Annotated in this window: 8 protein-coding genes and 3 riboswitches; of the genes, 1 reads left to right on the top strand and 7 read right to left on the bottom strand. The window is 72.7% G+C overall.

Annotated elements, in window-relative coordinates:
* Window positions 1-91: 91 nt before the first annotated feature.
* Window positions 92-748, bottom strand: coding sequence for a hemerythrin domain-containing protein (locus AB0367_RS06315; RefSeq protein ID WP_366225113.1), 657 nt, complete (start codon window positions 746-748; stop codon window positions 92-94).
* A 100-nt stretch (window positions 749-848) separates the two neighbouring features.
* Here AB0367_RS06315 and AB0367_RS06310 point away from each other — a divergent pair, with 100 nt between their 5' ends.
* Complete coding sequence (locus AB0367_RS06310) at window positions 849-4,331, top strand: BTAD domain-containing putative transcriptional regulator (protein WP_366225112.1); 3,483 nt, start codon at window positions 849-851, stop codon at window positions 4,329-4,331.
* Between the two features lie 186 nt (window positions 4,332-4,517).
* On the opposite strand, the gene gcvH is transcribed toward AB0367_RS06310, so the two are convergent.
* From gcvH to AB0367_RS06280, 6 genes are all read right to left on the bottom strand, one after another.
* Window positions 4,518-4,892, bottom strand: coding sequence for a glycine cleavage system protein GcvH (gene gcvH, locus AB0367_RS06305; RefSeq protein WP_366225111.1), 375 nt, complete (start codon window positions 4,890-4,892; stop codon window positions 4,518-4,520).
* A gap of 30 nt (window positions 4,893-4,922) precedes the next feature.
* Window positions 4,923-6,023, bottom strand: coding sequence for a glycine cleavage system aminomethyltransferase GcvT (gene gcvT, locus AB0367_RS06300; RefSeq protein WP_366225110.1), 1,101 nt, complete (start codon window positions 6,021-6,023; stop codon window positions 4,923-4,925).
* A gap of 31 nt (window positions 6,024-6,054) precedes the next feature.
* A complete protein-coding gene (gene gcvP, locus AB0367_RS06295) occupies window positions 6,055-8,916 on the bottom strand; it encodes an aminomethyl-transferring glycine dehydrogenase (RefSeq protein WP_366225109.1) in 2,862 nt (953 codons plus the stop codon).
* A 149-nt stretch (window positions 8,917-9,065) separates the two neighbouring features.
* Window positions 9,066-9,161, bottom strand: a riboswitch (glycine riboswitch).
* Between the two features lie 102 nt (window positions 9,162-9,263).
* Window positions 9,264-10,637, bottom strand: coding sequence for an L-serine ammonia-lyase (locus tag AB0367_RS06290; protein ID WP_366225108.1), 1,374 nt, complete (start codon window positions 10,635-10,637; stop codon window positions 9,264-9,266).
* A 114-nt stretch (window positions 10,638-10,751) separates the two neighbouring features.
* A riboswitch (glycine riboswitch) is annotated at window positions 10,752-10,844 on the bottom strand.
* A riboswitch (glycine riboswitch) is annotated at window positions 10,845-10,942 on the bottom strand.
* Window positions 10,943-11,058: 116 nt separating this feature from the next.
* Window positions 11,059-12,234, bottom strand: a complete 1,176-nt coding sequence (locus AB0367_RS06285) for an ROK family protein (RefSeq protein WP_366225107.1) — start codon at window positions 12,232-12,234, stop codon at window positions 11,059-11,061.
* A 78-nt stretch (window positions 12,235-12,312) separates the two neighbouring features.
* A complete protein-coding gene (locus AB0367_RS06280) occupies window positions 12,313-13,428 on the bottom strand; it encodes a sugar-binding protein (protein ID WP_366225106.1) in 1,116 nt (371 codons plus the stop codon).
* Window positions 13,429-13,501: the final 73 nt, after the last annotated feature.

Here is a 13,501-nt window from a genome sequence, read left to right as displayed (position 1 = left end):
CCGCCGTGATCTGGCACAACTGGACCATCGGCGCCCCAGTCAAACGGTCCCTCATCGCCTACGACCACTGAATCTTCAAGGCATCAATCATCTAGGCGGTGCGGACCTTGCGCATGCGCTTGTCGTACGCCCGCTTGCCGAACAGGTTGTGCGCCAGCCGGGCCGCGGTCGGCAGCAGGGCCATGAAGCGCGCGGTCTCGTCCGGCGTGGCCTCCTCCAGCAGCGCGCCGAGCACGAACAGCAGCTGGTCCTTCGGGGTCTTCGCGCGGGAGTGTTCGCTCAGCTCGTTCCACTCCTCGACGGTGATGTGCTCGTGGATCAGCGGCAGGACGTGCTGTTCCTCCTCGTCGAGGTGGACGAGCAGGCCCGCGCGGTGCTGGTGCAGTTCGGCGGCCAGGGCGTCGCGTTCGGCCGCGCCGGCCGTGCGCGCCCATGCGGCCAGGGCGTACTCGACCCGGTCGAGTCCCTCGGCCACGACACGGTGCTGCTGCTCCATGCGCAGCACCATGTCGGCGTCGAGGTCGACACGGGCCAGCAGCTTGGGCCACAGCAACTCGTCCTCGCTGGTGTGGTGATCGTGCAGACCCGTGAGGTAGCCGCGGGCCATCTCGGCGAGGAAGGCGGCGCGCGTGGTGTCGCCGGGGCGGCAGGCGGCGACGGCGAGCGGCAGGTTGCGCGACTCCCGGCGGAAGACGCGGTGCACGACGACCATCTCCTGGACCCAGGGGCGTTCGACGGTGGTGGTCATATGGGTGGCTCCTCACGTTCGAAAGGTGACAGGCCAACCGTCGCCGGACTGTCTTGTAGTGGTCTTGGAACCGGCTTGGGTGCGGATACCATGGCGCGTCATGCTGATCCGGGTGCTCGGGCCGTTCGAGGTCGAGGTCGCACACGGCGGGCCGATCGACATCGGCGGGCCCCGCCAGCGCGCCGTGCTCGCGCGGCTGCTCTCGGCCCGGGGCGAGGTCGTCTCCGTGGACCGCCTGATCGAGGACCTCTGGCGCGGCGAGGCCCCACCACGGGCGATCGCCTCGCTGCAGGCCTACGTCTCCCACCTGCGCCGCCTGCTCGAGCCATCCCGTGAGCGCCGCGCCCCCGCGCGACTGCTGGTCAGCGCCGCACCCGGGTACGCCATCCGGCTGCCCGCCGAAGCCGTGGACGCGTGGAGCTTCGAGCGCCTGCTGGCCGACGCCCGCGCGGCCGCGGCGTCCGACCCGCACCGCGCCCGCCGGCTCGCTCACGCGAGCCTGCAGCTGTGGCGCGGCGACGCCTACGCGGAGTTCGCGGGGGAGTCCTGGGCCCAGCCGGAAGCGGTACGCCTGGAAGAGCTCCGCCTCGCCGCCCGCGAGCTCCTGCTGGACGTGACCCTGCGCACGGGCGGCGCGGCGGAGGCGGCAGCGGAGGCCGAGCCGCTGACTCGCCAGTACCCGCTGCGCGAGGAGGGCTGGCGCCTGCTGGCCCTGGCGTTGTGGACGATGGGGCGCCAGGCCGACGCGTTGGCGGCGCTGCGCCGGGCGCGCACGCTGCTCGCCGAGGAGCTCGGCCTGGATCCGGGGCGCCCGCTGGTCGACCTGGAGTCGGCGATCCTCGCCCAGCGCGTGGACCTCCTCCCGCAACAACGCCCACCCACAGCGGCGGCACCTGAGCCGGCGATGTTGCCGGATATGTCCGGCACGGAGGCACCGGACCGGGCCGCGCGCATGGCCGCCGCGATCGGCGGGAACACGCACCGAGCCGCGGGCACCGCGGTCCCGGCGGGCGAGGACGCCCGCCGGGACACCGCCGGGTCGAGCGGAGAGGCGGACAGGGAAGCCGGCGCGACGCGACCGGGTGACTCCGGGGCCGAGCTGTTCGTCGGGCGCGACGACGAGCTCGCCACCCTGCGCGTCGCCGCCGTCGAGCGGCCCCGCATCGTGCTGCTCACCGGGGAGGCCGGGGTCGGCAAGACCAGCCTGCTCGGTCGCTTCCGGCGCGAGCTCGAGGACGACGGCTGGCTCGTCCTGCTTGGGCGCTGCCCCGAGGTCGAGGGCGCACCGCCCGCCTGGGCCTGGGTCGAGGCGCTGCGCCGCCTCGAGGAGCACGCCCCGCCCGGCGAGCTGCGCCCGGCCATCGCCCCGCTGCTCGACGACGCCGGGGTCGCCGCGCGGCCCGGCGAGCAGGACGTCGCGGCCGGGCGGTTCCGGCTGCATCGGGCGGTGATCGCGTGGCTGCGCGCGGCCGCGGGCGGCGAGCGGCCGGTCGCGATCGTGCTCGACGACCTGCACGCCGCGGACGTCGAGACGCTCATGCTGCTCGGCAGCGTGGCCGAGCTGGTCGAGGCCGGCGGGCCGCGGGTGCTGCTCGTCGCCGCGCTGCGCCCCGCCGACAACCGGGAGCGGCTTGCCGGGGCGATGGCCGAACTGGCCCGCCGCTCGCCGGTGCGGGTGCACCTGGACGGGCTGGCCGCCGCGGACGTGGCGTGGCTCGTCGAGACGTTCGCGAGCACCAGCGTCGACCCGGCGACCGTGGCCGCGCTGGCCGAGCGGACCGGCGGCAACCCGTTCTATGTGCGCGAGTCCGCGCGGCTGCTCGCCTCCGAGGGCGCCCTGGTCGCCACCTCCGACGTGCCCGAGGGGGTGCGCGACGTGCTGCGCCGGCGGCTGTCCCGGCTGCCGCAGCCCGCGGTCGCGGTGCTGCGGCTGGCGGCCGTCGTCGGGCGGGAGGCCGACGTCGAGACGCTGGTCGAGGCGGCCGACGCCGACGAGGGCGCGGTGCTCGACGCGCTCGAGGCGGGGCTCATCGCGGGGCTGCTGACCGAGCCGGCGCCCGGGCGGGTGCGGTTCGTGCACGGGCTGGTGCGCGACACGATGTACACGGACCTCTCCCACCTGCGCCGCACGAGGATGCACGCTCGCGTGGCCGCGTGCACCCGCCGCCGCCGGCCCGACGACTACCCGGCCCTGGCCTACCACTACGCGCGCGCCGCGTCCTCGGACACCGCCGGGCTCGCCGTCGAGTACGCGATCCGGGCCGCCGAGCTGGCCGAGCGGCGCTACGCGTATGACGCCGCGGCCGAGCTGCTCGAGGGCGCCCTCGCGACCGCGGACGCGGTGCCCGGCGACCGCGACGCCCTGCTCGTGAACCTGCTCGGGCGCCTGCTGCGCGCCCAGGCGTCCGCGGGCGCGGTCGCCGCCGCCCGGGCCACCCGCGCCCGGGCCGTGGACGTCGCCGTCGCGTCCGGGCGGGAGGAGCTGCTCGTCGCGGCGTTCACCGCGTGGACCGTCGCGACGCCGTGGCAGATCCGGGAGTACGAAATCCGCGACGACCGGATCGTCGACCTGCTCACCCGGCTGCTGCGCCGCGGCGACCTCGCCGCCGCGGACCGCTGCCGGTTGCTCGACGCGCTGACCAGCGAGCTCGACGGCGACGCCGATCCGCGCGGCGAGCTTGCCGGCCGGGATGCGCTCGAGCTGGCCCGCGGCCTCGGCGACCCGGCGCTGCTGGCGCTCGGGCTGGCCGCGCGCCTGCGCACCATGCGCTACGACCGGGACGTCGAGAGCCGCGCGGTGCTCGGCGCCGAGCTGCGCGAGGTCGCGCAGGAGCACGGCCTGGTCTCGTACCTCTGGGTGGCCGAGCAGGTGCTCGGCAACTGCGCGGCGGCGGGCAACCGCCCGCAGGAGCTGTCCCAGTCGATCGCCCGGCAGCGCGCGATCGCGCGGACGTACCGGCTGGCCGAGCCCCTGGCGATCAACGCGGCCGCGCACGGCGTGCTGGCCCACGTGGCGGGCGACTTCGCCGCGGCGCAGGGCCACTACGACGAGGTCTGGGACCAGCTGCGGCGGACGGGCTCATTCCACGCCGACGGGTTCCACTTCCTGGCGACCGCGACGCTGATGATCAGTCAGGGGCGCATGGCCGAGCTCGTCGAGCCGACCCGGGTGATGCTCGAGCGGCTGGGCCCGCGCGCCGCCGACGCCCACGCGCTGGCGCTGGCCACGGCCGGGCGCCTGCGCGAGGCGGCGGCGGTGCCCATCGGCACGTACCCGATCCGGCCCGACTACTTCGAGATCGGCTTCTACACCGTCCGCGCGCTGGCGGTGTGCGCGCTCGGCCGCGCGGACCTGGCCCCGGCGGTGCTCGACGCGCTGCGGCCGGTGCGCGACCAGCTGGCCGCAGTGTCGAGCACCTCCATCGTCATGCGCCCGGTCGCGCTGACGCTCGGGGAGCTGTACGCCCTGCTGGGCCGGGCCGGGGAGGCGGCCGAGCACTACCGGCTCGCCGTCGAGGTCGCCACCCGGTGGGGCGCGCCGCACTGGCTGGCGGAAGCGCGGGCGGCGCTGGCCGGTGTCTGAACCCGGCTACCACGACAAGCCCGGCCGCGCCCGCGCGGCGAGGGCGGCGTTGCCGGCCGGGCGCACCGCCTCACCCGGCTCGGTGAGCCGGGCGACCGGCCGGCCGCTGCTCAGCTCGGCAAGGATCGGCCGGCTCCGCCTTCCCGGTGGTGGCGGCGGCGGGCCGGCGATCCAGCACGGCCGTGGTCAGGCTTCTCCGGTGAGTGCCGCGTAGGCGGTCGCGTCGAGCAGATCCGGCGTGCCGGTGATCCGCATCCGGAACAACCAGCCGGCTCCGAACGGGTCGGAGTTGATCACGGCGGGGTCGGCGACCGCGGCGTCGTTGATCTCGACGACCTCGCCGTCCGCGGGGGCGACCAGGTCGCTGACGGACTTGGTCGACTCGATCTCTCCGCAGGGCTCGCCGGCCTTGATCGTGTCGCCGACGGCGGGCACGCTGAGGTAGACGACGTCGCCGAGCGCGTCGGCGGCATAGGTGGTGATGCCGACGGTCGACAGGTCGCCGTCGGTCGCGAGCCACTCGTGGTCGCGGGTGTACTGAAGGTCTGCGGGCAGGCTCACGATGTGTTCTCTTCTCTTCTCGAAGTTGGGTCAGGCCTGGCGGCGGTAGAAGGGCAGCTGGACGACCGTGGCTTGCTGCTTGCTGCCCCGGATGTCGACGAGCACCTCGGTGCCGGGCTCGTTCCGGTCCGGCGGCAGGTAGGCCATCGCCACGGGGTGGCCGAGGGTGGGGGACAGGGCGCCCGAGGTGATCTCGCCGATGCGTTCGCCGGTGTCCGGGTCGAGCACGGCATAGCCGGTGCGCGGAGCTCGTCGCCCGGTGGAGGTCAGGCCGACCAGGACGCGGGCCGGGCCCTCGTCGCGCCGGGCGGCCAGGGCCGCCTCGCCGACGAACCCGCCCGGCTTTCCGAACGCCACGACCCGGCCCAGTCCCGCCTCGAACGGCGTGGTGCGAACGGTGAGCTCCTGGCCGTACAACGGCATGCCGGCCTCGAGGCGCAACGTGTCACGGCAGGCCAGGCCGCACGGGACCAGCGCGTGCCGGGCGCCTGCCGCGCTGATCGCCCGCCAGAGGGCAGCGGCGTCCTGCGGGCGGCAGTAGACCTCGAAGCCGTCCTCGCCGGTGTAGCCGGTGCGCGCGAGGAGCACGTCGCGCTCCGCCAGCCGCGCCGGGTCGACCGAGTAGTACTTCAGCGAGGGGACGTCGACATCGGCGAGTTCGCCGATGATCGCGGCGGAGTTGGGGCCCTGGACCGCCAGCAGCGCCCACTCGTCGGAAGCGTCCCGGATCGTGGCGGCGTAGCCGTCGATCCGGTCACGCAGGCAGGAGAACACGATCACCGCGTTGCTGGCGTTGGCGACGATGAGGTACCTGTCCTCGGCCAGACGGTAGACGACGAGGTCGTCGAGCACGCCGCCGGTCTCGTGGACCAGCATGGAGTAGCGGGCGCGGCCGACGGCGATCTTCGACGGCTGGCCGACCAGGGCGTGGTCGAGAGCCCGGCCCGCCTCTGGACCGGACAGCTCGATCTCGCCCATGTGGGTGAGATCGAAGATCCCGGCACTGGTCCGCACGGCGTGGTGCTCGGCCAGCTCGGACGTGTAGCGCAACGGCATGGACCACCCGGCGAAGTCGGTGAACGACGCGCCGAGTTCGGCATGAATGTCGTGCAAGGGTGTCTGTTTCGACATGGGAATACCTCTCAGCTCGTGACCGCTCGGGTCACGACTCGTACGACTCGATGGGCGGGCACGTGCAGACCAGATTCCGGTCGCCGTGCGCCTGGTCGATCCGGCCGACCGGCGGCCAGTACTTGTCGGGGGTGACGCCGGCGGGGAAGACGGCCAGCTCGCGCGAGTAGGCACGGGTCCACTCGCCGGTGATCGCGGCCGCGGTGTGCGGCGCCCGCCGCAGCGGGCTGTCCTGCAGGCTCCAGACGCCCTCGGCCACCCGGTCGATCTCAGCGCGGATCGCGATCATCGCCGCGCAGAAGCGGTTCAGCTCCCCGAGGTCCTCGCTTTCCGTCGGCTCGATCATCAGCGTTCCGGCGACCGGGAAGCTCATCGTCGGCGCGTGGAAGCCGTAGTCGATGAGCCGCTTGGCGATGTCGTCGACCGTCACGCCCGTGGCGGCGGTGATCGGGCGGACGTCGAGGATGCACTCGTGCGCGACCAGGCCCGCCGCCCCCGCGTACAGGACCGGGAAGTACGGTGCGAGCCGGCGGGCCACGTAGTTGGCGCTCAGCACCGCGGTGCGGGTGGCCTCGGTCAGCCCGTCCGCGCCCATCATCCGGATGTACGCCCACGGGATCGGCAGGATGCCGGCGCTGCCGAACGGTGCGGCGCTCACCGCGCCGATCCCCGCGCGGCGCCCGGCGTCGGGGTGCAGCGGGTGGGTGGGCAGATACGGGATCAGGTGTTCGGCCACCGCGACCGGCCCGACGCCCGGCCCGCCGCCGCCGTGCGGGATGCAGAACGTCTTGTGCAGGTTGAGGTGCGACACGTCGCCGCCGAACTCGCCCGGCTTGGCGACCCCGAGCAGCGCGTTGAGGTTGGCGCCGTCGATGTAGACCTGGCCGCCGTGCTCGTGCACCAGCTCGCACAGCCGGGTGATGCTCTCCTCGTAGACGCCGTGCGTCGAGGGGTAGGTGACCATGATCGCGGCCAGGCTGGCGAAGTGCTGCGCGCACTTGGCTTCGAGGTCGTCGAGGTCGACCGTGCCGTCGGGCAGGGACGCCACCACGACGACGCGCATCCCGGCCATGACGGCGGAGGCCGCGTTGGTGCCGTGCGCGCTGGCCGGGATCAGGCACACATCGCGGTCGGCCTGGCCGTTGCCGTGGTGATAGGCGCGGATCGCCAGCAGGCCCGCGAGTTCGCCCTGCGATCCGGCGTTGGGCTGGATGGAGACCTTCGCGTAACCGGTGACCTCGGCCAGCCACGCCTCGACCTGCTCGACCAGGGCCACGTACCCGGCCGCGTCCGCAGCCGGTGCGAACGGGTGCAGGTCCGCGAAGGCGGGCCAGCTGACGGGCTCCATCTCGGTGGTCGCGTTGAGCTTCATGGTGCAGGACCCGAGCGGGATCATGCCGCGGTCCAGCGCGAAGTCACGGTCCGAGAGCCGGCGCAGGTAGCGCAGCATCGCGGTTTCGGATCGGTGCTGGTGAAAGACCGGGTGGGTGAGGAAGGGGGAGGTCCGGCGCAGTGCCGGCGGAAGCGCCGCCGAGGTGTGCGCCGCCGGTTCGTCCGGGGCGTCACCGGCACAGCCGAAGGCCTTGAGCACGAGGCGGACGTGCTCCCGCGTGGTGACCTCGGAGCAGGAGACACCGACGTGGTCGCCATCCACCTGCCGCAGCCGCAGGCCCTCGCCGTGTGCGGCCGCGACGACCTCCTCGGCGCGGCCGGGGACGCGCACCAGCAGGGTGTCGAAGAACTCGGGGTGTACCACCGTGACTCCGCCGGCCCGCAGGCCGGCGGCGATGAGGGCGGCGTGCCGGTGCGTCCGCCGGGCGATCTCGGTCAGGCCGTCGGGGCCGTGGTAGACGGCGTACATCGACGCGACCACGGCGAGCAGCACCTGCGCCGTGCAGATGTTGCTGGTCGCCTTGTCGCGCCGGATGTGCTGCTCGCGGGTCTGCAGGGCGAGGCGGTACGCGGGCCGGCCGGCGTCGTCCACGGACACGCCCACGAGCCGGCCGGGCAGGTGACGTTCGAGCCCGGCGCGGACCGCGATGTAGCCCGCGTGCGGCCCGCCGTAGAACAGGGGCACGCCGAAGCGCTGGGACGATCCGACGACGATGTCGGCGCCCTGTTCTCCCGGCGGCGTGAGCAGGGTGAGCGCCAGCAGGTCGGCGGTCACGGTGACCAATGCCCCGCGCGCCTGTGCCGCGGCGGTCACCTCCCGAAGGTCGCGGACCGCGCCCGAGCAGCCGGGGTAGGACAGCACCACGCCGAAGAAGTCGTCGTCCGGCAGCGCTTCGCCGGGGTCGATGTCCACGACCTCGATACCGACGGCGGCGGCACGGGTGCGCAGGACGTCGAGGGTCTGCGGCAAGGTGTCCCGGTCGACCAGGACGCGGGCGGAGCCCTTCTTGGCCGCGACACGGCGCATGACCGTGACGGCCTCGGCGACCGCCGTACCCTCGTCGAGCAGCGACGCGTTGGCGGTCGGCAGTCCGGTGAGGTCGCCGATCATGGTCTGGAAGTTGAGCAGTGCCTCGAGCCGGCCCTGGCTGATCTCCGGCTGGTACGGCGTGTAGGCGGTGTACCACGCCGGGTCCTCCAGCACGTTGCGCCGGATCACCGCGGGCGTGATGGCCGGGTGGTAGCCCAGGCCGATCATGGGGACGGCCACGGTGTTCCGGCTCGCGAACTCCAGCAGTTCGGCACGTGCCTCGGCCTCGGTGGCCGCCGCCGGCAGGTTCAGGTCGCCGGTGCTGCGGATGCCGCTCGGGACGGCGGCGTCGATGAGCTCGGCCAGGCTCCGGTAGCCGACTTCCGCCAGCATCTTGGCCCGGTCCGCATCGCTGATGCCGATGTGCCGGGCGGCGAACTCGCCGTGAGCGGCGGGTATGGGAGAGGTCATTGAGGGAGGCTCCCTGCTGGGGGCACCGTGACGCGGCGCCGTGGACGGGTGACCTCCCCGCTCTGTCATCGGTACCTGAGAGGTTCACCACCGGTCGGGTGGTTTGCACCTTGGGTGCAGGACGTGACGTCCTGGCTTTCCAGAGTCGCCTCACCGGAGCGGTCGCTGGGCCTGAGAGATTCTGGGGAGTGTTGCTCCTTCGGCGCCTCGCCATGGATGGGCGAGGGCTCTCCCGCCCCGGTTCGAACAGCGTGATGTTGAGTTGTCAGGGGTGAGCGAACGGTCAGGCCGCGCTCCGCGGGCGGCCGCCCGTCATGACGCTGCGGCCGCGGCCGTCGACGGTGTGCTCAGCATTCGACGATGTTGACGGCCAGGCCACCACGGGAGGTCTCCTTGTACTTGGTGTGCATGTCGTACCCGGTCTGCCGCATGGTCTTGACCGCCTTGTCCAGGCTGACGCTGTGGTTCCCGGTGCCGTGCAGGGCGAGGCGGGCGGCATTGACCGCTTTGACGGAGGCGATCGCGTTGCGTTCGATGCAGGGGATCTGCACGAGGCCGCCGATCGGGTCGCAGGTGAGGCCGAGGTTGTGTTCGATGCCGACCTCCGCGGCGTTCTCGACCTGCTCCGGGCTGCCACCGGTCACCTCGCACAGCCCGGCGGCCGCCATCGCGCAGGCGGACCCGACCTCGCCCTGGCAGCCGACCTCGGCGCCGGAGATGGAGGCATTCTCCTTGATGATGATGCCGATGGCGGCGGCCGTGAGCAGGAACCGCACGATGCCGTCGTCGCTTGCGCCGGCCACGAAACGTACGTAGTAGTGCAGCACCGCGGGGATGATGCCCGCGGCGCCATTGGTCGGCGCGGTGACGATGCGGCCGCCCGCGGCGTTCTCCTCGTTGACGGCCAGCGCGTAGAGGTTGATCCAGTCGACGGCACGCAGCGGGTCGGTCGAATCGTGGCCCGTCGAGAGTTTGGTGAAGAGGCCGGGTGCGCGGCGCGGCACCTTCAGGCCTCCGGGCAGCACTCCGCTGCGGTGACAGCCGCGCTCGACGCACTCGGCCATGGCCTGCCAGAGGGACAGCAATCCGGCCCGGATCTGCTCCGTCGTTCGCCACGCACGCTCGTTGGCGAGCATGATCTCCGAAATCGGCAGGCCGGTCTCATGGCAGTGGGCGAGCAACTCGGCGGCCGTGGTGAACGGGTAGCGCACGACGGTGTCGTCCGGCACCAGGGCGATCGTGCCGTCCGCGGCGGCGTCGACGACGAAGCCTCCGCCGATCGAGTAGAACGTTCGCTGGTCGAGGATCGTGCCGTCATCCGCGTAGGCGGTGAAGGACATGCCGTTGGGGTGGGCGGGTAGCGTCCGCCTGCGGTGCAGGGTGATGTCGCGGTCGGGCTCGAAGGCGATGACGTGGCCGCCGGGCAGGGTCAGCGTGTGCCGCCTGGTGATGGTCTCCACGCGCTCGTCGATGTGATCGATGTCGACGGTTGCCGGGTCATCGCCTTCCAGGCCGAGGATGACGGCCTTCGGCGTTCCGTGCCCGCGACCGGTCGCGGCGAGCGATCCGTACAGATCGGCCCGCACGCGGTGCACGAGGGGCGTGCGCTGATCGCGGACCAGCGTGTCGGCGAAGATCTTCGCCGCGCGCATGGGTCCGACCGTGTGCGAGCTGGACGGACCGATGCCGACCGAGTACAGGTCGAAGGCGCTCAACGCCATGGCTGTTCCTCGGCTGAGCGTCGGCCGTCCGTGACGCTCATCAAGATCTTGTCGATGTTGCAGGGCACGACGGGAGGCTCCTCTCGACCCAGACCGAGGTCTGGGACAGGTCTGCCTCCCCGCTCTGTCATCTTTGCCTGAGAGCCTCACCGCCGGCTGGGACGGTTTACACCTTCGGCGCGGGAAGCTCCCGACTTTCCAGAGTCGCCTGTCCGAGCGGTAACTTGGGCCTGAGAGATTCTGGGGAGAAGTTGCTCCTACGGCGGCCGGCGTCAGCGACGTCGGCACTCTCCCGCCCGGCATAAACGGCGAATATTCACATGTGGCCCGAAGGATAGCGGCTCGGCGGGCACCTGTCCACCCGGTCACGGGCAGCTCGAGCAGGTCGGTCGTGGTCGCGACCGCGTAGAGCGGCGTCCGGCTACCGCGAGAGAGGGTCGGACAGCAGGGCCTCGAACGCCAGCTCGGCCGCGCCGACCAGCGGGGCGTCGTCGCCGAGCTGCGGGGTGCGCAGGCCGACGTGGTCCCGGCACGCCGGCAGGGCCATGGCGGAGAGGCGCTGGCGCACGTGGTCGGCGCCGGTGAGGTACAACTCCCGCAGCGTGCCGCCGAAGACCACGACCGTGGGGTTGAAGATGTTGACCAGGTTGGCCACGCCGAAGCCGAGCCAGTCGGCGGCGTGTACGACCGCGGCGAGGGCGTCCGGGTCGCCCTCGCGGGCGGCGCTCACGGCGCCAGTGACGGCGGCGCCGGCAGTTGGTACGGTGCGGCCGGCGAGGTGCAGCAGCGCCCGCTCGCCGATCTCGGTCTCCCAGCAGCCGCGCGAGCCGCAGCCGCACAGCCGGCCGGCCGGGTTGACGACCATGTGGCCGACCTGGCCGCTGTGGCTGCCGTAGCCGGTGATGCGCCGGCCGCCGGCGATGATGCCCGCGCTGATGCCGGCGTCGCCGTGCAGGTAGATGACGTTGGCGACGCCGGCCGCGGCGCCGCGGGTGTGCTCGGCGAGGGCGGCCAGGTCGGCGATGCCGCCCAGGATCGGCGGGCGGCGACCGCCCGGGCGCGGGTCCAGGCGGTGATCGTCGAGCGCGGCGGCGAGCGCCGGTTCGATCGTTTCGTCCGCCCAGCCGAGGTGGTGGCGCACGGAACCGGAGACGGCGACGCCGTAGCCGACGAACACGCCGTCGGCGGGGGCGGTGCGCCGCATGTCGGCGATGAGGGCGGCCAGGCCGGCGACGGTCGGGCCGGCGTCGGTGCCGGGCGGGCGGAGGGCGGCGCGGCCGTCGAGGACCTTGCCGCCGAGGCCGACGCGTGCGGCGCGGAGGCGGTCGAGCTCGATGCTCAGCGCGTATCCGTAGACGCGCGACGACCGGGGGCGCACGACGATGGAGGGTCGGCCGGCGCGGCCCGTCTCCTGCGGTACACCCTCGTCGATGAGGCCCGCGGTGGCCAGATCGGCCGTCAGGGCGCCGATGGTACTGCGGTTGAGGCCGAGCTGGCTGGTCAGCTCGGCGCGGGACGTCGCGCCGCGGACGTGGACATAGCGCAGCAGGGCCCCCAGGTTCTGCCTGCGTACGGACTCCTGCGGGCTGGTGGACACGCGCGGTCCCTTCGCCTCGAAACGATCGTGGGCCCCCGGAAAGCAGCTCCGGGGACCCACGACGTCGGTGCCGGTGTGTTACTTGGTGAGCGGGGCGAGCTTCGGGTCGTTGGCGTAGGCCTCGGCCGCGTTCGCCTTGGTCACGATGGCCGGAGCCAGCAGGTACGACGGGACGATCTTGGCCTGGTTGTCGTACGACTTGGTGTCGTTGATCTCCGGCTCGTTGCCGGCCTGCAGCGCCTGCACCATCTTGATGGTCTCGGCCACCAGCTTGCGGGTGTCCTTGTTGATGGTCGAGTACTGCTCGCCGGCCACGATCGACTTGACCGACTCAACCTCGGAGTCCTGGCCGGTGACGACCGGGACCGGCTTGCCGGCGGCCTTCACCGAGGTGATGATCGCGCGGGCCAGGGTGTCGTTCGGGGACAGCACGCCGTCCAGCGTCTTGCCGCCGCTGTAGGTCGAGGTCAGCAGGGCGTCCATGCGCTGCTGCGCGCCCTCGGCCTTCCAGCCCTGGATCGCGGTCTGCTTGACGTCCTTCTGGCCCGAGCCGACGATGATGTCGCCCTTGTCGATGGCCGGCTGGAGCACGTCCAGCGCGCCCTTGAAGAAGACGCCGGCGTTGTTGTCGTCCGGCGAGCCGGAGAACAGCTCGATGGTCCACGGGCCGGTCGGCTTCTTGGCCTTCAGGCCGTCCAGCAGGGCCTGGCCCTGCAGCTGGCCGACCTTGAAGTTGTCGAACGCGACGTAGTAGTCGAGGTCCTTGGTACCGGTGATGAGCCGGTCGTAGGCGATGACCACCGCGCCGGCGTCCTTGGCCTGCTTGACCTGGGTGCCCAGCTGCGCGGCGTCGGTCGCGCCGATGACGATGACCTTCGCGCCCTTGGTGATCATGGACGAGATCTGCGCCTGCTGGTCCGCGACCGTGGTCGAGGCGCCGGCGTACTGCACGTCGGACTTGAACCCGGCGTCCTTGAGGCCGTTGGTGAACAGGTCACCGGCGAGGACCCAGTTCTCCGAGGTCTTCGACGGCAGGGCGACGCCGATGAGCGCGTCCTTGGCGAAGCCCTTGGCGGGCGCGCCGGCCGACGGGTTGCTGGAGGCGTCGCGGTCGCTGCCACCGCACGCGGCGGTGCTCAGCGCCACCAGCGCGACAGCGCTGACCGCGAGGCTCCGGGTGAGGAACTTGCGCATGGCTGGGAAAGCCCTTTCTTTCAGGATGTTACGGGGAATAAGGGGGCGTCTGCCGCGGTAGCGGCGGGGTGGA

Source organism: Dactylosporangium sp. NPDC051484, from assembly GCF_040689395.1.
Classification (GTDB): Bacteria; Actinomycetota; Actinomycetes; order Mycobacteriales; family Micromonosporaceae; genus Dactylosporangium.
This window is presented reverse-complemented; position numbering and strand designations above follow the sequence as displayed.

What these genes read in the sequence shown, in the direction of transcription:
- AB0367_RS06315 (WP_366225113.1), bottom strand. Translation starts at nt 748, where the DNA reads ATGACCACCACCGTCGAACGCCCCTGGGTCCAGGAGATGGTCGTCGTG.
- AB0367_RS06310 (WP_366225112.1), top strand. Translation starts at nt 849, where the DNA reads ATGCTGATCCGGGTGCTCGGGCCGTTCGAGGTCGAGGTCGCACACGGC.
- gcvT (WP_366225110.1), bottom strand. Translation starts at nt 6,023, where the DNA reads ATGTCGAAACAGACACCCTTGCACGACATTCATGCCGAACTCGGCGCG.
- gcvP (WP_366225109.1), bottom strand. Translation starts at nt 8,916, where the DNA reads ATGACCTCTCCCATACCCGCCGCTCACGGCGAGTTCGCCGCCCGGCAC.
- AB0367_RS06290 (WP_366225108.1), bottom strand. Translation starts at nt 10,637, where the DNA reads ATGGCGTTGAGCGCCTTCGACCTGTACTCGGTCGGCATCGGTCCGTCC.
- AB0367_RS06280 (WP_366225106.1), bottom strand. Translation starts at nt 13,428, where the DNA reads ATGCGCAAGTTCCTCACCCGGAGCCTCGCGGTCAGCGCTGTCGCGCTG.